We start from the raw sequence: 21,487 nt of genomic DNA, 5'->3' as shown, positions 1-21,487 counted from the left end.
GTCAGCAAGCTCAGTCAGTAGCGTTCGCTGAGGTTGAGGTTGATCTCGTTCAGCACGACGGTCACCTTGGTTTCGCGCAGCGCGTCCGCCGCCTGCAGGGCGGACTGCGCGTACCTGGCGGCCTGGCCTGTGGTCGTCAGGTCGAGCAGGCCGGCCGGGACCGAGACGATCCTGGTGGCCGCGTTGATCCGCCGGTCGGACAGGTTGAGGTACGTGGTCAGCAGTTCGGCCCGCAGCAGCCTGGGCTGCAGGAGCGGCAGCGTGAAGGCGGCGCCCACCTCGGCCTTGGAGAGCGCCCCGTCAGGGGTCGAGCCGTCGGCGCCGTCGTAACGCTGGTCGGTCGCCTGCACACGGGCCAGCAGGTCGGGCGTCCAGTCGCTCTGGTGCAGCGCCCAGGCGAGCTGCGCGCGCGGGTCGCGGCCGGGCGGCTGCTCGGTGACCGTCGAGCCGGCCGTGGCCGTCACGCCGGGATACTCGCAGTCGCCCGCGCCGCCGTACTCGAGCGTCGCGCGGGTGGCGACGACGGTCCCGCCGGTGGTCAGCAGGCTCGTGCGCGCGGTGTAGCTGATGGTCGCGGTCGCGCCCGGGGCGACCGTGCCCGGCTTCCAGCGCAGCGTCGTGGTGCCGTCGCCGCCCTTGACGACCTCGGCGGGTTTGGGGCCCGTGCCCTGGTCGAGCGCCTGGCTGTAGTAGACGTCGCCCGGCAGCGTGTCGGTCACGACCACGCCCGTGGCGGGCGCCGAGCCGGTGTTGCGGTAAGTGAGGGTGTAGGTGAGGGGATCGCCGGCGTGCGCGCTGGGCGTCGCCGTCTTGGTCAGCGTCAGCACGGGGACGTGGGCGGTGGTCTTCGCGGTGGCGGTGTCGTCGCCCAGCAGCAGCTCGGGCTCGGCGCCGCCGGAGGCGTCCTTGCCGGTGACCTTGGCGGTGTTGGTCAGCACGGCGCCGTCGGTGACCGTACAGGGGACCAGGTAGGTGAAGGTCTGCTCGTTGCTCTGCCCCGCGGGCAGGTCGGGCAGGTCACGGGTGACGGCCGCGCCGGTGGGTGGCGTGTCGGTGAGGGAGACGGCGGTCGCGGTGCTGGGGCCCTTGTTGCCTGCCTTCACCGTGTACGTGAGCTGATCGCCGGGCACGGCGTCCGCCTTGTCGACGGTCTTGGTGACGTTCAGGTCGGCGGCGAGCAGCCGTTGCAGGTCATCACCGGAGATCTCTTGCAGGTATGGGCCCTGGGAGCCCTCGGCGAAGTAGCGGCTCGAGGAGAAGTCGTACACCAGGCGGTCCCAGTCGGTATGGCTGAGCAGTGTCTGCCCTGCGGAATGGTCCGCGCAGCCGTCGAAGGAGGGGATGCGATTGATGTCGACATTTACCGACTTTTCCAGATTTGGCGTGTCCGGTGGGTTCGGCGGGCTGGGCAGGAAGTCCACCCGCCAGTTGAGCGGCCCGTTGGCTGGGTCGTGGAACCACCGGTTGTCGGGGCCGCCGCCCCAGATGACCCGGCGGTTGCCCGCACCGCCGACGCCGGGGACCTTCGTCTCATCCAGGTTGCTCTCCACCAGCGTGTCCGGTTGCACGCGCTGGTAGTCGAGCGGCCGGTTGGGGTCGAGCTGCTGGTCGTCAGCCAGAGTCGAGGCGGTGGCGAACTGCAGCGGGTAGTTCATGACGCTGAAGTAGTTGGGCTTGCAGTTGATCGAGTCGAGGCGGCCGTCGTCGGTGCGCCCGCCGTGGCCCAGGCCGAAGGTGTGGCCCAGCTCGTGCAGCAGCGTGGCCTGCCGGACGGCGCCGATGCCGTTGTAGCGGTTGACGTCGACGTTCGCCGCCAGGCGGCCGACCGACACCACGAAGTCGTTGCTGCCCCGATCGTCCAGCTCGGCCATCCCCGTGGTGAGGTTGGGGCGCTGCTTGCCGTTGCTGTCGGTGACGGTCGCGGGGCTCAGCCCGTGGATGAAGATGCCGTACCGGAAGTGCAGCCGCTTGAACAGCAGGACCTGCTCGCACAGCGGACTGGCCCGGTCGGCCGCGGTGCCGAAGTGGCCGTCCTCGCCACCGTGCGCGCACGTCTTGTCTGAGGCGCCCCACTTCAGGGCGTCGAATTCGGAGTTGTCGCCGTCGAAGCGCAGGCTCTCCGCCCAGGGCACCTCCTCGTCGGGTATCACGTGCAGGGCCAGCCCGGTCGCGCCGGTGAGGTCGTTGGTGACCGGCGCTGCGTTGAACACCTGCTGCACGGCGTTCAGGTCGGCCTGGCCCGGCTGTTCGCCCTTCATCCAGTCGATCTCGACGAACAGGTCACGGCGCCTGGTGTCGGCGTACTGCTCCAGGTGCAGGTCGATGGTGCCGTCGTCGTTGAAGTCGAGGCCGCGGTACTCGGCATAGTCGGTGAAGCTGTCGCCGTCGCTGTCCTCGAAGGAGTACGGCCGGACGTCGAAGCAGACCTGCACCGGCGGCTGGTCCTCTTCGCCGTTGCCGAGCAGGCACTGGTTGGACGAGGTCAGGTCGCCGGAGACGTCGCCGTCCACGAGGTCGAGCTTGAACCGTGTGGTGGCGTCGCCGGCGCGTGGAGAGGAGTCGGCCAGGTCGTCGCCGTTGGGGTCGGGGGCGGGGTCGAAGTCCCAGATCTGGACCGAGATGTCCACCGAGGCCAGCGAGGTGGACACCTGGCGGGTCATCGTCCACCCCTGGGGCAGGAAGACCTGCGTCTGGTCGTCGGGGGCCCGGGGAGTGGTGAACGTGTCGGAGCCGATGGTGATCTTCGCATAGAAGTCAGGGGCGCTCATGCCGGCGTCCTCGAGCCCTTCATTCCTGCAGTGCTCGCATTCGACGGACATGATCCGCACCGTCACCGGCTGCGTGGCCGGAGCGCTCCAGGCGGGAGCGGCCGGGAGCCCGAGCAGGCCCCCGGCGACCAGTAACAAGGCCACCAGAACTCTTGTGTACATGTCGTTCCCCCGCGCGTCGGCGTCGTGTCGGCAGTACCGACGATCATGCTCCCTCGCGCGGGGAGATCTCGCATGAGTAGCCCCTACTCAGCCCTTGGTCGCGCCGCCCGTCAGCCCCTTGACGAACTGCTTCTGCAGCAGCAGGTAGAAGACCAGGATCGGCAGCGTGGCCAGGAACATCAGGGCGAACATGCCGCCGAAGTCCGCGGCGTACTGGCCGAGCGACTTGTACACGCCCGTCATGATCGTCGTGCCCTCGCGGGGCCCGTAGATGATCAGCGGGTTGAGGAAGTCGTTCCAGATCCACACCCCGAGGAAGATCAGCACGCTGGCGGTGGCCGGCCGCAGCAGCGGGAAGACGACACGCCAGAACGTCTGCCACCGCGTCGCCCCGTCGATCGCGGCCGCCTCCTCCAGCTCGCGCGGGATCCCCTTCATGAACCCGGAGAAGACGAACACCCCGAACGGCACGTAGTAGCCGACGTTGAACAGGACGAGGCCCTGGAGCGTGGACATCAGCCCGAGCGACTTGAGCACCTGCGTGACCGGGATGAGGATGACCTGCGGCGGGATCATCAGGCCGCACAGCAGCAGCACCATCACGGCCCGGGACCACCACTGGTCGTGCCGCGCCAGGTAGTGGCCCAGCATGGCCGACAGCAGCGTCAGGATGACGATCGACAGCGAGGTGACCACGACGCTGGTGCGCAGCGAGGACCAGAAGAGGCTGTCGGGGTCGGTCAGCACGCGGACGAGGTTGTCCAGGGTGGGCGGCGCAGGCAGGGACATCGTGTCGCGGGCGACCTGCCCACTGGCCTTGAAGACGTTGATCAGCGCGATGTAGAGCGGGATGAAGAAGACGGCGCCGATGACGAGCGCGACCAGCGGGCGCACCCACGGAAGCCGGGAACCGGTCATAGGCCCTCCTTCGTCGGTCCTGTAACCGAACCACCGTGCCCATTGGTGCCCTCGCTCCGCTCGGTCACAGCTGCACCTCCCTGCGCTGCAGGATCCGCAGCGTGACCACCGACAGCACGGCGATGATGACGAGCATGACGACCGCCTCGGCGGAGGCGTAGCCGGTGCGGTTCTCCACGAACCCCTCCTGCAGGACGACGAACGCCACGCTGGCCGTCGTGCCAGTGCCAGGGCCGCCGTTCGTGATGACCTTGACGTGGTCGAAGATCTTGAACGCGGAGATCAGCAGCACGACCGTGTTGATGGTCAGCGCGGGGGCCAGCAGCGGCCAGGTGACCTTCCAGAAACGCCGCAGCGGCCCGGCCCCGTCGATCGCGGCCGCCTCGGCCAGCTCCTGCGGCACCCCCTGCAACCCGGCCAGATAGACGACCACGCAGAAGCCCAGCATCTGCCAGCAGACGATGGACGACAGCGAGTAGAGGGCGATGTCCGGGTCGGACAGCCAGCCGGGCGGCTCGCTGACGCCCAGGGCACGCAGCCCCTGGTTGACCGGCCCGTCGTCGGCGAGCACGCGGGTCCAGATCACGCTGATGACCACCGAGCTGATCACCATGGGGGTGAAGAAGACGCTGCGCAGCGCGTTGTAGAGCCAGCCGCGCCGGTCGAGGATGACGGCGATGGCCACGCCGAGCACGTTCGGGACGATGACCACGATCAGCGACAGGATGGTGGTGACGCGCAGCGAGTTCAGGAACGTCTCGTCCTTGAACAGCAGCGCGTAGTTGCGCAGCCCGACGAACTGCGTGTTCGGCCTGAGCAGCGCCTGGTTGGTGAGGCTGTAGCCGACGCTCATGGCGATCGGCAGCAGCACCAGGCACGTGTAGACGAGCGTTCCGGGCGCCGCGAAGGTCAGGAAGTGCCACAGGCCCGGCCGCGCCGGTCGCCTGCTCCCATGGCGCGCGAGCGCGCCGGGCCTGCGTTGGGTGGTGCTGACGGCCATCAGCCGCTCTTCTCCCATTCGGTGTCGAGGAACGCCAGCACCTGGTCCGTCGTCTTCTTGCCGCTGACCAGGTCCTGCGCGCTCGACCAGAACTTGCCCTGCATGCCGGGCAGCATCGCCGCGTCGCCCGCCTCCCAGCTGAACGCCGGGACGGTCGCGTTCTGCTGCAGCGCCTGCTGCCACAGGTCGTACACGGCCTTGAAGACCGGGCCGGTGGTGGACGGCGGCGTGTAGCCCTTGATGGCCGGGAACAGCGCGTCGGCCTTGACCGAGGCGTCCAGGTTCTCCTTGGTGAGCTGGAAGGCCAGCGCGAACTTCTTCGCCGCGCTCATGTTCTTGGCCGTGGCGCTCACGGACAGACCGCCGCCGGTGAACGCCGGCAGGTGCAGGCTCCCGTCGTCGCCGGGCCAGGCGAACACGCCGATGTCGTCCTTCATGTCCGACTGGTCGGCCGCGGCGGCGAACCAGCTCCCCATCGGGTACATCGCGCCCTTGCCGGCCAGGAACGCCTCCTGCGTCTTCGGGTAGTCCTGACCGATCTGCCGCTTGTCGATGTAGCCCTTGGCGGCGAGGTCGGCGAACTTCTGCGTGGCCGCCTTCATGGCCGGGTCACCGGCGAACGTCACCTGGCCGGCGCGGCGCCTGGCGATCCAGTCGGGCGTCTTGGCGTACAGGTCGGTGGCCAGGATGGCGGTCCACGGCTGGGAGGTGACGAACACGCCGCCGCTCACGAACGGCGTGATCCCGGCGGCCTTGAGCTTCTCGGCGTCGGCAAGCAGCTCGGCGTACGTCTTCGGCGGCGCGGCGATCCCGGCCTTCTTGAAGAGCTTCTTGCTGTAGTAGACGTTGGGGATCGTCTGGGTGTTGGCCGGCAGCTGCAGCACCTTGCCGTTGACCGCGCCGCACGTCGGGCAGATGAAGTCCTTCAGCTCCTGCTCGGTCCAGGTCGCCAGGTTCGGCTCCAGGGCGATCAGGTCCTGCATGCCGATCTGCACGTCGGGCAGCTGCCCCGACGCGGCCAGTTGTTTGGCGTAGTCGTTGCGCTCGGACTCGGACGGCGCGGCGACGAGCTCCACGTCGAGGTCGGGGTTGGCCTTCGTCACCAGCGCGACCTGTGCCTTCCAGTACGACTCCGGCAGGTTCGGCGACGGGAAGACCAGGAAGGTGACCTTCTGCTTGCCGCCGCTCGAGGGTGCGGCGGACGTGCCGGGCGTACCGCTCGAGCAGGCGCTCAGCGCCAACGTGACGGCCAGTGCGATCGCACCGGACACGGACAGCTTGTTCATGGTGAGCTCAGTCTTCTTCGGTGGTGGGGGATGGGGTGTCGTCGCCGGTCGTCCGGTGGACGACGTTCGACGGCGGGCCGTAGCGGAAGGCACGCACCCGGTAGGACGCGTGCCGCTCCTCGGGCAGGGTGACCAGGCCGAACGCGTTGACGTCCGGCGCGAGCACGGCGGTCACCCGGTAGTCGGGCCAGCCGGCCGGCCGGTCCTCCAGCAGGAAGCCCTCCTCGTCGCGGGCCTGGTCGGCCCACCGGAACGCGATGCCGCCGGCCCGCGTCACCGTCGCCTTCAGACTGGTGGGAGCGGCCCCTTCACCGCCCACCGGCCACGTCCCGGGGGACCCGCCCGGGAGCACACGCGGCTCGGCCCAGCGGGGGTCGGGCGCCGGGTACGGCCCGCGGCCGAGCGTCACGTCGACCGGCGCCGAGGCCGCGCCGTAGTAGGGCCGCAGCCGGTAGTGGAAGGTGGTCCGCGGCATGAGGTCGGGATGGGTGTACGTGGTCTGCTCCGGCGGCAGGAAGCCCAGGATCGTGTACGGCCCCGCGGGCTCGGTGGCGAACTCGATCACGTGCCCGGCGGCGCCCGGATCGCGGCCCTGCCAGCGCAGCGTGATGTCGGTCGGCGACACGAGCTCGGCCTCCAGCCGGACCGGCGGCTCCTGCCGCTGCCGCCGCTCCTGCTGCACCTGCCGTGGGGCCGCGCACGCGGCGGCCACCAGGACCGACGCCATCAGCACCAACGCCATCCGGGCCCTCATCGCCCCCTACTTACGCCAGAAGCGAATGCCGCTCCACTCGACCGTGGCGGGCCCCTGGCCGCTGGCCGTCCGGTACGCGCCGAACTTGTCGTAGAAGCTGCCGCTCTCGCTGGACACTGTGTGCTTCAGCGACCCGTTGATGTACGTGCGGTGGACGCTGCCGACCACGTGGACGGTGTTGACGCGGACCGTGGTGCCGATCGTCGCGCCCGTGGCGATCGTGTCGCCGCCGTGCACCGCGTACAGCCGCCCGCCGCGCTCGACGGCCAGCATGAAGAAGGGCCCGGTCGTCTTGAACGTCTGCTTCAGGCTGATCCGGGTGCCGGGCAGGCTGGTGATCTTGAAGTAGCCCTCGAACTGGCGGGTGCCGCTGGAGTAGGTGGCGTAGCGCCGCTCGGCCCGCTGGTCGCCGCTGCCGGTCGAGCAGGTCAGCTTGAACGTCAGGTCGCTGACGTCGCCGCAGCCCCGCTCCTGGACGGTGAACGTGGGCGAGTATTCGGTCCACGGCCCCGACTCCATCGGGTCGGCCGAAGCAGGGAGGGCGGGAAGGAGCAGCACGGCGGTCAGAGCGGTCGCGGTGAGTAATCGCATCGACCCTCCATTAGGAAACTTTCCTATCACCGGTCATAGGATCACTTCGTGCGTTAGTGCGTCAAGACCCTTGACCGTGGCCTGTGGCTGCTGTATTCATCGGATGTCTGGAGGGGGTTGCCCATGGCACTTCGACGCACTCTCGTTGCCGCACTGGTCCTCGCCGTGATCGTGAGCCTCGGCGCGGCGCCCGCCGGCGCGGAGATTCAGCACCCGAGGCAGCAGTGGTTACGCGACTCCACGGCCGGGCTGTTCCTGCACTGGGGCATGTTCACCGCTCCACGCCACCTCGACTGCGCCGCCTGGGAAGGCGACGTCACGGGAGGCGGCTGGAGCCCGGACTACTGGGTGGACGAGGCCCGCAAGCTGGGCGCCTCGTACATCGTCCTGGCCGCCTTCCACAGCAGGCTGGGCTACGCGCGGCCGTGGCCGTCCGAGATCCCCGGCTCGTGCAGCACCAAGCGGGACTTCCTCGGCGAGCTCGTGACCGCCGGGAAGGCGAAGGACGTACGGGTCATGCTCTACATGACCGACGATCCCCAGTGGCACAACGAGCAGGGCGTCGAGACGCTCGACTCGGCCGCCTACTCCGCCTACAAGGGCCGGCAGGTCGATCTGACCACCCGTGCCGGATTCGGCATGTATAGCTATGACCTCTTCTTCGAGGTAATGGCGAAATATCCGGACTTGGCGGGGTTCTGGATCGACAACGACAACGAGTACTGGGAGCAGAACCACCTCTACGAGCAGATCCGTGAGAAGCGCCCGTCCTGGTTGCTGAGCAACAACAACGAGGACACCCCGATCATGGACACGGTCAGCAACGAGCAGAAGACCGGCATGACCCCGGCCTACGACTACCCGCAGGCCGCCTGGACCCCCATGCCGCGCCTCGTCGAGGCCGACTACAAGCTGCCCACCACCGGCGACTGGTGGTACGACGGCGGCAGCCACCCCGTGGACTTCCGGCTCAGCACCGGCCGCTACGTCACCAACGCCGGCTCGTCGATGAAGTCGCTGATGGCCGAGACCCCGATGGTCAACGGCAGATTCCCGCCCCAGCAGGAGGAGTTCAACGACTTCATGGCCACCTGGGTCCCGCCGATCAAGGCGTCCCTGCAGGGCACCGAGGGCGGCGGCTACATGTACGGAGGCATGCAGCCGGGCTTCTGGAACGACGGCGCGCACGGCGTCGTCACCGTCGAGCGCGGCGGCGCGCCGTCGACCGGCAGGGTCCAGTACGTGCACGTGGTGACCAGGCCCAGCACCGACCTGGTACGGCTGCGCGACAACGGCTACCGCGTGACCGGCGTGAGCGACCTGCGCACGGGGGAGCGGATGCGCTTCAGCCAGTCCGGCGGCCATCTGACGATCCTCGGCATCACGAAGTGGGACACCTACGACACCGTCTTCAAGGTGGAGACGGCCGGGCAGCAGCACTTCTACGACCAGTCCGCGCTCAAGGCCACCGCCTCCTCCTCGCGCGACGGTCACCCGGCCGGGGCGCTCGTGGACGGCAGCCATGAGGTCTACTGGGACAGCGGCGCGAAGCTCCCCGTGTCGGTGACACTGGATCTCGGCAGGGTGCGCAAGGCCGCGTATCTGGCGGTCAGCCAGCGCGAATGGTCGCCGACGTATGCGCGAGAGACGTTCGGCCGCCCCGAGGACTCGGCGCGGATCAAGGACTACCGGGTCTACGTGAGTGACGACGGCCGGCACTGGAGCAGGCCCGTCCGCACGGGCGCGATGCGCAGTGCCCGCGGCACGCAGTTCGTGGACCTCGGCGAGCAGCGCGCCCGCTACATCAAGCTGGAGGTGCTCAACACCTGGGCCGGAGCGCAGGCACCGCGCTTCTACCAGGAGCTGCAGATCGACGAGATCAGGGTCGCGTACGACTACCCGGTCTCCTCCGGCGACCCGGTGCCGCTGGAGGCCGAGCGTCAGCACCGCTCGGGCGCGGCGCGGGTCGAGCCGTGCCAGGCGTGCTCAGGCCGGGCGGAGGTCGCCGGGCTCGGCGGCGGCTCGCGTAACGCGATCAGCTACCGCGACGTCACGGTGGCGGCGGCGGGCGACTACCGGCTGCAGATCGACCACACGGCGGCCGCGGCCACCTCTCTGAAGGTCGCCGTCAACGGCGCCGCTCCCGTCGAGGTCCAGGTCCCGGGGGACAACACGGACGTGCCGCTCTCCACCGCCCTGCCGGTGCCGCTGCGCGCCGGGGCCAACACGATCACCCTGTCCAGCGACGCGGCCAAGGGGCCGGGCGTCGACCGCCTCGCGGTGGCGCCGCTGCCGCCCGCCTCGTACGTGCCCAAGACGACCATGACCGTCGAGCCGGGCGGCCTGCAGTGGGCCGGCCCGGGACAGCAGTCGATGAAGGTGTCGGCGAAGCTCCGCCTCGACGCCGACGACGCGCTCGACCAGGTGCGGCTCGCCCCGGTCGCGCCCGCGGGCTGGACGGTCGAGGGCGCTCCGGCGACGGCGGGCACGCTGCGGCTCGGGCAGACGCTGGAAGGCACGTGGACCCTCACCTCGCCGCCGGGCCAGGACGTCACGCCGGCCGACATCCCGATCACGGCCGCGTTCCAGGTGCTGGGCCGTTCGAACACGGTCACCAGGCAGGTGCGGGTACGGCCGCGCCCCGCCGACCGGGTGTTCGTGCGCGAGGCCGAGGACTCCCGCAACCAGCTCGGCAGCGCGGGCATCACGAGCTGCTCGCCCTGCTCCGGCGGCCAGAAGGTACGCAACCTCGGCGGCGCCCCCGACGCCTACGTGCTGTTCGAGGACGTCGTGGTGCCGGAGGCCCGCCAGTACACGCTGTTCATCGACTTCACGGTCAACGGAGATCGGTCGTACTTCGTGACCGTCAACGGCGGGACGCCGGTCGAGGTGAAGGTGAGCGGCGTGGGCAACAACACCCCCTACACCACGTCCGTGCCCGTCACCCTGAAGGCCGGCGCCAACACCATCAAGATCCACAACGACACGGCCGCCGCGCCCGACCTGGACCGGATCTCGCTGGGTTGACACGTGCCGGGGTACGACGTCGCACCCGGCCCGCCTTCGCCGGTCATCTGCTCGAGGTCACGGCTTTCAGCTCGTCGAACTCTCGGATGAGTCGCGGGGCACCTCGGCGAAGGCCACTACTTCCGCGACCCGTCCGCATGACCGGCGGCGCCGCTAACCCACCAGCTGGGTGAGTTTCAGCACCAGCTCGTACACGCCGAAGGCGAAGGGCAGGCCGACCCAGGCCCACGCCAGCACCATCAGGGCGGTCCGCCTCGGGGTCATGTCGCCTGCCCTTCCATCGCCGGCTCCGCGGGCTTCTCGTGGTACTTGTCGCTCACCGGCCGGATCAGCTCATTGGCGAGCAGGCCCACCGCCAGCAGTCCGATCATGATGAAGAGGGAGGTCGTGTAGAGCGCGGGCCCCGACCGGCCCGCGGCCTTCTGCGCGTCGGCGATGGCGTTCACGATGAGCGGGCCGAGCACGCCCGCGGTGGACCACGCGGTGAGCAGGCGGCCGTGGATCGCGCCGACCTGGAAGGTGCCGAACAGGTCCTTAAGGTACGCCGGGACCGTCGCGAAGCCGCCGCCGTAGAAGGACAGGATGCCCAGCGCGCACATGATGAACAGCACCTTCGAGGAGTTCCCCGCCAGCGCGATCACCAGGTAGAGCAGCGCGCCGACCCCCAGGTAGACGCGGTACATGTTCTTGCGCCCGATCAGGTCGGAGGTGGACGACCAGACGAACCGGCCGGTCATGTTCGCCAGCGACAGCAGCGCCACGAACCCGGCGGCCGCTCCCACGGCGACCGGCGTGGCCGTTCCCGTGAAGAAGTCCCGGATCATGGGCGCGGCCTTCTCCAGGATCCCGATGCCCGCGGTGACGTTGCAGCACAGCACGACCCACAGGAAGTAGAACTGCGGGGTGCGGATCGCGTTGCGGGCCGAGACGTCCGCGTCGGTGATCAGCGGCCTGGCCGCGACCGCGGCCCGCGTCCACCCCGGCGGCGACCAGCCCTCCGGCGGGACCCTCACCAGCAGCACGCCCATCGACATGAAGAACGCGTAGACCACGCCGTGCACGAGGAACGTGGTGGCGATCCCGCCGGTGCCTGTGCCGAACGACTCCAGCATCTGCGCCGACCACGGCGAGGCGATGAGCGCCCCGCCGCCGAACCCCATGATCGCGATCCCGGTGGCCATGCCGGGCCGGTCGGGGAACCACTTGATCAGCGTGGAGACGGGGGAGATGTAGCCGATGCCGAGCCCGATCCCGCCCACGAACCCGTAGCCGAGCACCACCAGCCAGTACTGGCGGGTGGCCACGCCCAGCGCGGACAGCAGGAACCCGGACGAGAAGCAGGCCATCGAGACGAACATCGCCCACCGCGGCCCGTTGCGCTCCACCAGTGTGCCGCCGAAGGCCGCCGACAGGCCGAGCATGACGATGCCCAGCTGGAACGGCAGGGCGCTCTGCGTGCCCGACAGATGGAGTGAGGACTCCAGCGGGGGTTTGAAGACGCTCCACGCGTACGCCTGCCCGATCGCCAGGTGGACGGAGAGCGCCGCCGGCGGCACCAGCCACCGGCTCCACCCCGGGGCCGCCACGATACGGGAACGGTCGAGGAATCTTGTCGCCACGTGTTACGCGTATCACATACAGTATGCAGTATTGGAGATCTTTACGGCGAGCGGTCAGAATTCAGCGACGAACGGCAGTAAGGCAAGGTGCCTCGTCGACGAGCGTTGGGTTAATCGTCGGGAGATCGACCACAAGTCGGTTCCTCACTTCAGTCCGGCGGTGGTGAAGCCGCTGACGAAGCGCCGTTGCATGAACAAGAACAGGACGAGCACGGGCAGCAGGTAGATCACCGCTCCGGCAGCGACGAGGTTGTTGAGCGGAAGGCCCTGCTCGTTGACGTAGCCGGCGGCCATCGCCACCGCGAGGGTGGTGCTGTCCGGGCTCAGCAGGAGTGCGGGGGCGACGAAGTCACCCCAGCTCCACGTGAAGTTCAGGATCACACTCGCGGCGATCACCGGCCACGACTGCGGCAGGAAGATCCGCCAGAACATCCGGGCGTAACCGCACCCGTCGATGACCGCGGCCTCCTCCATCTCCCGGGGGATGCCCGCGAAGAACTGGCGGAAAAGGAAGATCAGGAACGGGCTGCCTCCGAGACCCCACAGCACCCACGGCCAGAACGTGTTGACCAGGCCGGCCTTGGCGAAGATCAGGTACGTCGGTACCAATGTGACGATGCCGGGCAGCATCATCGTCGACAGCAGCACGACGAACAGCTGCTTCCTCCCCGGCGCGGTGAACCTGGCGAACCCGAAGCCCACCCACGCCGAGCTCAGCGCGGTGAGCGTCGTGTGGATCACTGCGATCGTCAGGGAGTTCTGGGTCGCGCCAAGGAAGTCGATGCTCATCACGGCGTCCCTGTAGTTGCCGAACCGGGGCGCGTCCGGCAGCCAGGTGGGCGGGAAGGCCGCCATCTCGGCCGGGGACTTCAGCGACGTGAGCACCAGCCAGGCGATCGGGCTCAGCAACGCGAGCACCACCGTGATCAGTACGACGTACAAGGCGTAGCGATAGGGCCGGCTCATCGCTTCCCCTCCGGATCGACGGTGTAGAAGACGGTCCGGGCGCTCACCTTGATGATCAGCAGCGTCACGACGAGGATCACGGCGAACAGTATCCACAACATCGCGGAGGCGTACCCGAAGCGCGAGGCGCCGAAGTACTGCGCGATCACGTGGATCATGAACAGGTAGTTGCCCTCCGGCACCGAGCCGGCGCCGCTGAGCGAGCCCGTGGACAGCAGCAGCGGCGCGAACGACTGCAGGGAGCCGATCACGCCGGTGACGACCTGGAACAGGATCACCGGCGACAGCAGCGGAATGGTGATCCGGGTGAACGCCTGCCACGACGTGGCGCCGTCCACCCGGGCGGCTTCCAGTACTTCGCGAGGTACGTCCTGCAGGCCCGCAAGCGAGATGATCATGGAGCCGCCACAGCCCCACATCACAAGCGCGTAGAGGACATAGCGGGCGTTCGGGTCGACCAGCCAGGTGATCGGATCCGCGCCGATACTGCTGAGCACGCCGTTGGCGGCGCCCGCGTCACGGTCGAAGATCAGCCTGAACGCCAGAGCCGCACCGACCGGCGGAACCACCGCGGGAAGATAGATCATCGCCCGGAAGAAACCCCGGGCACGGATCGGCTGGTTCACCATCACCGCCAGCAGCAACCCGGCGATGACCGACAGCGGCACGGTGATCAGCGTGAACGATCCGGTCCTGGCCAGCGAATTGAGCGTCAGAGGATCCTGGAAGAACTCGACATAGTTCTCCAGCCCCACGAAATGCGTGCGGGGGGACAGTCCGTCGGAGTCGGTGAGGCTGAGCCAGAACGCGTAGCCGAGCGGGAACACCGTCAGGGCGACGAACCCGATGACCCAAGGCGCGACGAACATGTAGAACGTCCGCGTCCGTCGCAGAGCGGACGTCGGCTTCTTCGGCCGCGCGGTGCGGCTCGTCGCCGAGGGAGCTTCCGCGGCCGGCGGCGGCGCAGCCGTCAGCTGCCTGGACATCACCGCAACCGCTTCTTCCCGTCGGCGAGCTGCTTGTTGAGCTCGTCGTTCAGGGTGTCCGCCAGCTGCGCCGGCGACAGCTCGCCCTTGATCGCCTTGGGCAACGCACGGGTGATCGCGGTGTCGAGGGCCTCGACCCGCGCGTACGGCGTGAACGAGAGCACTGAGAAGTGGTTCAGCTCGGCCATCTGCACCTCGTACGCCTCCTTCTGGTAGGGCTGCTGCTGCGGCATGAGTTGCCGCAGGGACTTCAGCGTCGGGATCCCCCAGCCGCCGCCGGCGCGTTTCCTGGCGGGATCGCCGGCGAGGTACCACTCCATGAACTGCCAGGCGGCATCCTTGTTCCTGCCGGCCTTCGGCATCCACAGACCCGTGGCCCCGTAGCACGGGCTGATCCGCCGGCTGGTGTCGAACTGCGGCGCCGGCAGCAGGCGCGCGACCTTGGCGGTCTTGGCGTCGGTGGCGAACAGCGCGCCCAACCAGTAGCCGTTGGTCGTGATCGCCATCCGGCCGGCCTGGAAGGTCGGCCCGTCCCAGCCGTTCGGGTCGGGGTTGAGCACCGTCGGCCCTATACCTGCCTTGGCGTAGTCGACGTACCAGGTGAGCGCGCGAAGCGCCTCCGGGCTGCTGAAGTCGACCGACGCGAGGTCGTCCGACAGCAGCTTCCCGCCGGCCGAGGCCGTCATACCGAGCAGCGTCGTGAACAGGCTCAGACCGTTCGGGTTCAGCCCGTAGACGCTGACCTTCGCGCCCTGGCGCTTCGTCAGCCGCTTGCCCATCTCGAGCAGGTCGGCGAACAGCAGCGGAGTGGTCGCGCTCGGCGGGTCGACCTTGGCGGCCTCGAACAGCGCCGCGTTGGACCAGAGCATGGCGTCCTGTGAGTAGTCCTTCACCATGCCGTACCGGGGGCCCGCGCCCTGCTTCTGACCGTCGAAGCGCCATGCGTCGTTGATGGGGTCGAGGTCGTCCGCCTTGATCAAGGTGCTCTTGGCGAAGTAAGGGTCGAGGTTCTCGGCCGCCTCGCGGGCCACGAGGTACGGCGTGTCCGTCGCCCCCAGGCCCCGCACCACGTCCGGCGGGTTGCCGCTGGTCAGCATGGCGGTCAGCTTGGTCAGGTCGTATTCGACGGTCTTGACGGTGAAGCCCAGTGCCTGCGAGGCCGCCTTGGCCTCCTCCGGGCTGAACTCGCCCGAGTTCGTCATGATCGTGATCGTGGTCTTGCCGGGGGTCGAGCCTGCGGCCGCTGTCTTCGTCGAGGAGGCCGGCGCGCAACCCGCGGCGAAGGCGCCGCCGGCCGCAGCCGTGGAGAGGGCAAGGAACCGGCGCCTCGAGAGGCCCTGGCCCGCTGTGGTCATGTCATTCCTCGCATCCTGAGTTCTGAAGAGTCGTCGAAGATCCGGCACACGGGACCGCTGGCCGGTCCCGCGCTGTCCGCGTACAACTCGCTGTCGTCCTGAGGCCGGTAGCCGAGCTCGGTCTGCGCCGACGCGGTGTCCCAGTGCCGGCGGCTGTTGGCCGAGACGCCGAAGTGCACCCCGAACGGTTCGCGGGCGCACAGCGCGGCGAGCACGAGCCTGGCCGCGTCACCGTCCGACAGCCACATGCCGAGGTACCGCCGTTCTGTCAGCGGCCAGCCGGTCAGGCCGAGCCGCAGGCAGGTGACCGAGGCGCCGGTGCGTTCCGCGTGGGAGCGGCCGAGCGCCTCGACGACGACCTTGCTGAGCCCGTACGCGCAGCAGGGTTTCGGCTCCAGCCGGGGGCTGACCGGCCAGAACACCGGCCGGTTGTACTCGCCTGCGGCATGGAGCGAGCTGGCCAGCACGATCTTCGGCACGGCGTGCGCGGCGGCCGCCTGCAGCAGCGCAGGCATCGGCCGCACATTGGCGCGGTACACGTCTTCCCAGCCATGCCAGGGGTTGGCGTCGCCGGCCAGGTGCAGGATCGCGTCCGCTCCGTTGAGAAACTCGTACGCCGCATCGGGTTCGCCGATGTCGGCGCGGCGAATGTCCACCTCTGGTTCGGGCTCGACCGCATCAGCTCGTTCAGCCGTGTCGACGATACGCAGCTTGTGGTGTCGCCGCAGGTACGGCCGCAAAACGGTGCCCACCCGGCCGAGACCGCCGGTGATCACCACCAGTGGCCGGTCGCGATCGTTCTTCGGTGCGTCCATGTCGCCATCCAGGTCGCCTGGCCGGGACCGATGCCCGAACTTGCCGAAATTGTTCGAGCACTGTTGGGTTTGTGTCAAGAGTGTTGCCGAACAATGTCGAAACTCTGTTGACGCTCGAACGACGGCGCATCGATACTCGACCACGTGGCTACAAAGGACACCGGATCGCTCAGAGCGCTCCGGCGGACGAACTCGGAGCGACTGCTGTCCGCGCTGATGGAGCACGGCACGCTGCATCGCGCGGAGCTCGCGCGACTGTCGGGCCTGTCGCGCACGACGGTGTCGACCATCGTCGGCGAGCTGATCGCGATCGGCGTGGTGATCGAGTCCGCCGGTGACGCAGACACCTCTGCCGTGGACGGGCGAGCACGTGCCTTCCTCCGCGCCAACCCCGCCGCGGGCACCGCGGCCGGGCTCGACTTCACGCTCGAGCGCATCTGGTGCCACGTCACCGACCTCGCCGGTACGACCCTTGCCAGCGAAGGCACGACCGTGGAGCCGGACACGCCCTGGCAGGAGCGGCTGGCCGCCGGCCTCCGCCTGCTCGACGGCCTGCTCGCCGCGGCGGGGCAGGACCGCTCGGCACTGCTCGGTGTCGCCGTCGGCGTCCCGGGCCCCATCGACCTGCGCACCGGCGTGGTGGGACCGTCGTTGCCGGGCCAGGCGTGGGCAGGCGTGAACGTGGCCCAGGAGTTCGGCCGGCATCTGTCCCCTCCGGTGCTGGTCGAGAACAACACCCGGCTGGAGGCGATCGCCGAGTTCACCTGGGGTGCCGGCAGCGGCGTCCGCGACGTGCTCTACATCGGCCTGTCGACCGGGATCGGCGCCGGTCTGCAGCTGGAGGGCCGGCTGCACCATGGCGGCGCCCGCGGTGGAGGCGGTTCGGCCGGGCACATCTCGGCCGATCCCTCAGGCGAGGCATGCCCTTGCGGGAACCGCGGCTGCCTCGTCCAGTACGCGTCGATTCCCGCCGTGCTCGCCGCGCTGAGGCCGACGCTGGGCGCGGACATCGGCATCGACGACGTCCTCGCCGCCACAGGGGCCGGGGATCCCGGCTGCCGTCGCGTGCTCCACGAGGCCGGCGAGGTCGTCGGACGGGTGCTCGCGAACATCTGCAACCTGCTGAACCCGGAGCGGATCATCGTCGGCGGCGAGCTCGCGCGCGCCGGCGAAGTCCTGCTCGAACCGATCCGCGCGACCTTGCGCCGCTCCGCCATGGTGCTCACACGCGACGCCGACGTCGTCGCGGCAGCCCTCGACCTGGGAGAGCGAGCCGCGGCTTCGGGCGCGGCCGCCCTGGTCCTGCGAGAGACCGACCAGCTCGTCAGCGCGCTGCTGGCCGGTGCCGAACCCGAACCGAATGAGGCAGTTTGAAGATCACCGCATACGAGACGTTCCTGGTGGCACCGCGCTGGCAGTTCCTGCGGATCGACACCGATGAAGGCCTCAGCGGCTGGGGCGAACCGATCGTCGAGGGTCGCGCCGAGGCCGTCCAGGGCGCCGTCACCACATTGATGGAGCACCTCGTCGGCGCGGACCCGCTGGGCATCGAGAAGCACTGGCAGGTGCTGGCCAAGGGCGGCTTCTACCGCGGCGGGCCGGTGCTGTCGAGTGCGCTGGCCGGAATCGATCAGGCCCTGTGGGACATCAAAGGCCGCTATCACGACGCTCCCGTCCACGAACTGCTCGGCGGCCCGGTCCGCGACCGTGTGCGAATGTACACCTGGGTAGGCGGCGCCGATCCCGCCGAGTTGGTGGACGACGCGCTGGCCAAAGTGGCGAGCGGGTTCACGGCCGTCAAGCTCAATGTCTCCGAAGCCCTGCCGCCTGTGCCGAGCGCGGCCGAGATCCGGGCGATGGCGCGCCGCGTGGAGATCCTGCGCGACGCGCTCGGAGACGACGTCGACATCGCGCTGGACTTCCACGGCCGGTTCAGCGCCGCGGCGGCCCGCCGGATCCTGCCGCTGCTCGAGCCGCTGCTCCCGTTGTTCGTGGAGGAGCCGGTGCTGCCGGAGTTCGCGCGAGACATGCGCCGGATCACCGACGCCACCAGCATCCCGATCGCCACCGGGGAACGGCTCTACTCCCGGTGGGATTTCCGTGACGTCCTGCCCACCGGCATCGCGGTCGCGCAACCCGACCTGTCGCACGCGGGCGGCATTTCCGAAGTGCGGCGGATCGCGGCGATGGCCGAGGCGTACGACGTGGTGGTGGCGCCGCACTGCCCGCTCGGGCCGATCGCCCTGGCCGCGAGCCTGCAGATCGACCTGGCGACACCGAACTTCCTCATCCAGGAGCAGAGCCTGGGCATCGAGTACGGCGGCGGCAGCGCGCTGCTCGACTACCTCACGGACCCGCAGGTGTTCAGGTTCGTGGACGGTCACATCGAACGACCCACCGGACCCGGCCTCGGCATCGACATCGACGAGGCCGCGGTGCGATCTGCCGCGGAGAAGGGCCACACCTGGCGCCCACCGCTCCTCCGCCGGAACGACGGCTCCTTCGCGGAGTGGTGACTCACGCCACCATGGCCATCCTGACGGAGGCTCAGAGGACCTGCCGGCCCTCCTGGAGAAGCTCTTCGCCGACATTCTGGACGGGCACCTGCTCCTCGGCCGCGGACAGGCCGACGGCAACGCCCTCGCCCTGGGGGACGCCGCCTACCTGGTCCACGCCCGCCGTCCCGCAGCTGTGCCGCCCTCGTGCTCGACGAACAGGACCACAAGGTGGCCCTCGCCCGGCGCCGCGACGCCGTGGTGGCGACCGTCCGCACCCTGGCCGCCGACCGGGGCAGCGGCGCGCGGGTGTGACGACGAGCGCTTCACGGCCAAGCCCGGGGCGAACGGCCGCTGACACCTACATGTCGGTGAGCACGTAGAGGAGCGCGTTCATGCTCGTCCCGCCCACGATGTCGCGCTTGTCGATCAGGCGGCGGATGTCCGAGAGCGGTATCCACTCAATGCGCTCGGCCTCCCATGCCTCGGTTGGCGGCCCGATGTGCTGGGCGCTGTCGGCGCGGAAGATGTGGTGCTCGGAGTCGGAGATGCCGTTGGTCGGCTGGGCATAGAGCAGCGGACGCAAGGGGCCGGGCCGCCAGCCGGTCTCTTCCTCGACCTCTCGGGCGGCGGCCGCGATCGGCTCCTCGCCGTCGTCGACCCTGCCGATGGGGATTTCCCAGCCCCAGGTGTCGGTGATGAAGCGGTGCCGCCAGATGAGCAGCACGCGGTTCTGCTCGTCGGTGATGACCGCCCCCGCTCCGGGCGCGGTGCGGATGAGCCGGTGATCGAGATGTCTTCCGTCCGGAAGCTCCACATCGGCAACCCGGACATCAAGCCACGGGTCGGTGTAGAGCGGTCTTTCCGAGTGGACCTGCCAACGCATGCGGCTGCTCCCAGGATGGACGCCTGAATCGGCACCACGCTACAAGGGATGCCGGCTCGCGCCCGACGCCGACACGGACGGGTAGTGCCAGGGCGCCTGAGGAGGCGACTATTTCCACAAGTAGTCGTAGCGCGGCGGGGCCGGGTTGATGACGACCTCGCCGTCGCGGACCTGCCACTCGCTTTGTCCTTCCACTTCATGGAAGGCGAAGAACAGGCCGCAGACGAGGTCGTGGTCGTCATCGGTGGCGGGGAGCGCGGCGATCTGCCGGACCTGGTCGAGCACCTCATGGACTTCATGGGCGCGGACGGCGCGGGCGTAACAGGCGGCGTCCAGCCAGCCTCCGTCGGGGAAGGCCCAGCCTTGAGCTTCGCCTTGGCGAATGATGCGTTCGGCCGCCGGTCGCTGCCCGTGGAACTCGAGCCAGCCGCGAATGTGAACCCAGGTGCCCATGATTCGATGATGGAGCAAGCGATGCCATACGAGGCTACTTCGGGGCGCTGTCAGCGGATCTTGGCGCCGTACACGTGGTCGACCGTCATCACCATGAGCACCCTCCGGTCGGACACCATCACCGACCGGTACTCGTCCCAGTCCGGGTGCTCCCCGGCGGCGATGCGGTAGTAACGCACCAGCGCCTCGACCTCGGGACCGTGGGGGTCGGTTCCCGGGCCGGTGAGTGTCACCGGGCCCTCGGCGGTGGCCCACGCCCAGCCGTCGGGGCTGGTGACCTCCAGAGCGGCTCGCGGGTCCCGGCGCAGATTCGCCGTCTTGGCCCGTCCCTCGGTCATCGAAACGTAGACGACATCGGCCTCCTGGTCGTAGAAGGGCATGACGGGGGAAAGCTGGGGGCGGCCGTCCGACTTGATCGTCGCGAGAACACCCAGCCGGCTTTCCGCGAGCAGCGTGCGCGGGTCGAACGGTGCGGCGGTCATGGCCGAGCCCCTGAGAGCTCGCGGAACTGCCCGATCATCGCCGCATAGCCGTCACCGCCGTGTCCATCGGCTACGGCCCGGTCGGTCAGGGCCTTGATGAACTTCGGAAGTTGGGCGTTGACGCCGAGGGACTCGCTCTCGTGGATGAGGTGCTCCATCGCGGCCAGGTGGGTGTCGATGGTGGAATCGAAGGCCGGGTACGTGCCGTCGTCGATCTGTTGTGCGTAGGCGGACAGCCAGCCGTTCACGGTTTCGATCCCCTTGGTCGCGATCGGGGCGAACGTTGTGGCGTCCACACCCGCCGCGCCGACCAGGGCGGCACCATGCAGGAAGCCGTTCAGAATGTTCCACATCAGGCTCAGCACAGCCACGTCATACAGCGACGACAGGCCGTGGTCGTCGCCGAGATACGTCGTTCCCGCGCCGAGGCTCCTCAGGGTCGGTTCGTGCAGGTCGAAGGCCGATCGCGGTCCGCTGTAGAGGATGACGGCATCGGCCCCGACGGCTGAAGGGGTGGCCATGATCGCGCCGTCGAGGTAGGTGCCGCCCCGCTGCGCCGTCCACTCGGCGGTCTCGCGGGCCCCGCGCGACGTTCCCGAGGCCAGGTTCACCAGGACCCGGCCGTCGAGGACCTCGCCCAATGGATCGAGGAGCTCGTGCACAGTCTCATAGTCCGAGACGCAGACGACCACAACAGGGCTGGCCGCGACGGCCTCGCCGACCGAGCCGGCGAGCTTCGCGCCCTGGGCGACCAGTTGTCCGGCCTTCGCTGCCGTGCGGTTCCACACGGTGGTGGGGTGCCCGTCGCGCAGGAACGCTCCGGCCAGCGCCTGGCCCATCAGGCCCAGCCCTATGACCGTCACGGGCGTGTGGGTGGCGACGCGATTCTGCATGTGTCCTCCCTCGAGGGGTTGGTGGTCATGG

Annotated in this window: 20 protein-coding genes; 3 read left to right on the top strand and 17 right to left on the bottom strand. The window is 69.1% G+C overall.

Going from position 1 to position 21,487, the window contains the following annotated elements:
- Positions 1-14 precede the first annotated feature (14 nt).
- The 6 genes from ACQPWU_RS33370 to ACQPWU_RS33345 all read right to left on the bottom strand — a co-directional run bounded on the left by ACQPWU_RS33370 (position 15) and on the right by ACQPWU_RS33345 (position 7,479).
- Positions 15-2,912, bottom strand: coding sequence for a DUF7507 domain-containing protein (locus tag ACQPWU_RS33370; RefSeq protein ID WP_433428819.1), 2,898 nt, complete (start codon positions 2,910-2,912; stop codon positions 15-17).
- A gap of 105 nt (positions 2,913-3,017) precedes the next feature.
- Entirely contained in the window at positions 3,018-3,848 is an 831-nt protein-coding gene (locus tag ACQPWU_RS33365; protein WP_433428816.1) for a carbohydrate ABC transporter permease, read from the bottom strand.
- Positions 3,849-3,912: 64 nt separating this feature from the next.
- A complete protein-coding gene (locus ACQPWU_RS33360; protein WP_360695603.1) occupies positions 3,913-4,848 on the bottom strand; it encodes a carbohydrate ABC transporter permease in 936 nt (311 codons plus the stop codon).
- Positions 4,848-6,134, bottom strand: a complete 1,287-nt coding sequence (locus tag ACQPWU_RS33355; protein ID WP_433428813.1) for an ABC transporter substrate-binding protein — start codon at positions 6,132-6,134, stop codon at positions 4,848-4,850. Before ACQPWU_RS33355 ends, ACQPWU_RS33360 begins: the two co-directional genes overlap by 1 nt.
- A 7-nt stretch (positions 6,135-6,141) precedes the next feature.
- Positions 6,142-6,876 carry a hypothetical protein gene (locus ACQPWU_RS33350; RefSeq protein WP_433428812.1) on the bottom strand — a complete coding sequence of 245 codons (735 nt, stop codon included), beginning with the start codon at positions 6,874-6,876 and terminating at the stop codon, positions 6,142-6,144.
- 18 nt (positions 6,877-6,894) lie between these two features.
- Positions 6,895-7,479, bottom strand: coding sequence for a hypothetical protein (locus tag ACQPWU_RS33345; protein ID WP_433428810.1), 585 nt, complete (start codon positions 7,477-7,479; stop codon positions 6,895-6,897).
- A gap of 123 nt (positions 7,480-7,602) precedes the next feature.
- Here ACQPWU_RS33345 and ACQPWU_RS33340 point away from each other — a divergent pair, with 123 nt between their 5' ends.
- On the top strand, positions 7,603-10,506 hold the full coding sequence (locus ACQPWU_RS33340) for a CBM35 domain-containing protein (protein ID WP_433428808.1): 2,904 nt from the start codon (positions 7,603-7,605) through the stop codon (positions 10,504-10,506).
- 153 nt (positions 10,507-10,659) lie between these two features.
- Here the strand turns inward: ACQPWU_RS33340 and ACQPWU_RS33335 are convergent, their stop codons facing one another.
- The 6 genes from ACQPWU_RS33335 to ACQPWU_RS33310 form a co-directional block, all read right to left on the bottom strand.
- Positions 10,660-10,770 carry an MFS transporter small subunit gene (locus tag ACQPWU_RS33335; RefSeq protein ID WP_433428806.1) on the bottom strand — a complete coding sequence of 37 codons (111 nt, stop codon included), beginning with the start codon at positions 10,768-10,770 and terminating at the stop codon, positions 10,660-10,662.
- The gene (locus ACQPWU_RS33330; RefSeq protein WP_433428804.1) at positions 10,767-12,125 is read right to left on the bottom strand and encodes an L-lactate MFS transporter; all 1,359 of its coding nucleotides are present in this window, start codon (positions 12,123-12,125) and stop codon (positions 10,767-10,769) included. Before ACQPWU_RS33330 ends, ACQPWU_RS33335 begins: the two co-directional genes overlap by 4 nt.
- 144 nt (positions 12,126-12,269) lie before the next feature.
- On the bottom strand, positions 12,270-13,091 hold the full coding sequence (locus tag ACQPWU_RS33325; protein WP_433428802.1) for a carbohydrate ABC transporter permease: 822 nt from the start codon (positions 13,089-13,091) through the stop codon (positions 12,270-12,272).
- A complete protein-coding gene (locus tag ACQPWU_RS33320; RefSeq protein ID WP_433428799.1) occupies positions 13,088-14,077 on the bottom strand; it encodes a carbohydrate ABC transporter permease in 990 nt (329 codons plus the stop codon). Before ACQPWU_RS33320 ends, ACQPWU_RS33325 begins: the two co-directional genes overlap by 4 nt.
- The gene (locus ACQPWU_RS33315; RefSeq protein ID WP_433428797.1) at positions 14,077-15,432 is read right to left on the bottom strand and encodes an extracellular solute-binding protein; all 1,356 of its coding nucleotides are present in this window, start codon (positions 15,430-15,432) and stop codon (positions 14,077-14,079) included. The genes ACQPWU_RS33320 and ACQPWU_RS33315 overlap by 1 nt, the downstream gene beginning before the upstream one ends.
- On the bottom strand, positions 15,429-16,247 hold the full coding sequence (locus tag ACQPWU_RS33310; protein ID WP_433428794.1) for an NAD-dependent epimerase/dehydratase family protein: 819 nt from the start codon (positions 16,245-16,247) through the stop codon (positions 15,429-15,431). The genes ACQPWU_RS33315 and ACQPWU_RS33310 overlap by 4 nt, the downstream gene beginning before the upstream one ends.
- Before the next feature lie 144 nt (positions 16,248-16,391).
- Between ACQPWU_RS33310 and ACQPWU_RS33305 the strand changes: the two genes are divergently transcribed.
- On the top strand, positions 16,392-17,621 hold the full coding sequence (locus ACQPWU_RS33305) for an ROK family protein (protein WP_433428792.1): 1,230 nt from the start codon (positions 16,392-16,394) through the stop codon (positions 17,619-17,621).
- Positions 17,618-18,763 (top strand): galactonate dehydratase, encoded by a 1,146-nt coding sequence (gene dgoD / locus ACQPWU_RS33300; RefSeq protein ID WP_433428790.1) that lies wholly within the window; start codon positions 17,618-17,620, stop codon positions 18,761-18,763. The genes ACQPWU_RS33305 and dgoD overlap by 4 nt, the downstream gene beginning before the upstream one ends.
- Before the next feature lie 31 nt (positions 18,764-18,794).
- Here the strand turns inward: dgoD and ACQPWU_RS33295 are convergent, their stop codons facing one another.
- From ACQPWU_RS33295 to ACQPWU_RS33275, 5 genes are all read right to left on the bottom strand, one after another.
- Complete coding sequence (locus ACQPWU_RS33295; RefSeq protein WP_433428787.1) at positions 18,795-18,920, bottom strand: hypothetical protein; 126 nt, start codon at positions 18,918-18,920, stop codon at positions 18,795-18,797.
- A gap of 183 nt (positions 18,921-19,103) precedes the next feature.
- Positions 19,104-19,628, bottom strand: a complete 525-nt coding sequence (locus ACQPWU_RS33290) for an NUDIX domain-containing protein (RefSeq protein WP_433428784.1) — start codon at positions 19,626-19,628, stop codon at positions 19,104-19,106.
- Between the two features lie 108 nt (positions 19,629-19,736).
- A complete protein-coding gene (locus ACQPWU_RS33285) occupies positions 19,737-20,081 on the bottom strand; it encodes a hypothetical protein (protein ID WP_433428782.1) in 345 nt (114 codons plus the stop codon).
- Positions 20,082-20,131: 50 nt separating this feature from the next.
- Positions 20,132-20,563: a PPOX class F420-dependent oxidoreductase gene (locus ACQPWU_RS33280; RefSeq protein WP_433428780.1), complete on the bottom strand. Its 432-nt coding sequence runs from the start codon at positions 20,561-20,563 to the stop codon at positions 20,132-20,134.
- Positions 20,560-21,456, bottom strand: a complete 897-nt coding sequence (locus ACQPWU_RS33275) for an NAD(P)-dependent oxidoreductase (protein WP_433428778.1) — start codon at positions 21,454-21,456, stop codon at positions 20,560-20,562. Before ACQPWU_RS33275 ends, ACQPWU_RS33280 begins: the two co-directional genes overlap by 4 nt.
- Positions 21,457-21,487: the final 31 nt, after the last annotated feature.

This window comes from Nonomuraea sp. CA-141351, from assembly GCF_050944675.1.
In the GTDB taxonomy this organism is placed as follows: Bacteria; Actinomycetota; Actinomycetes; order Streptosporangiales; family Streptosporangiaceae; genus Nonomuraea.
Note: the sequence above shows the minus strand (reverse complement) of the source record. Positions and strands in the feature narration are given on the sequence as shown.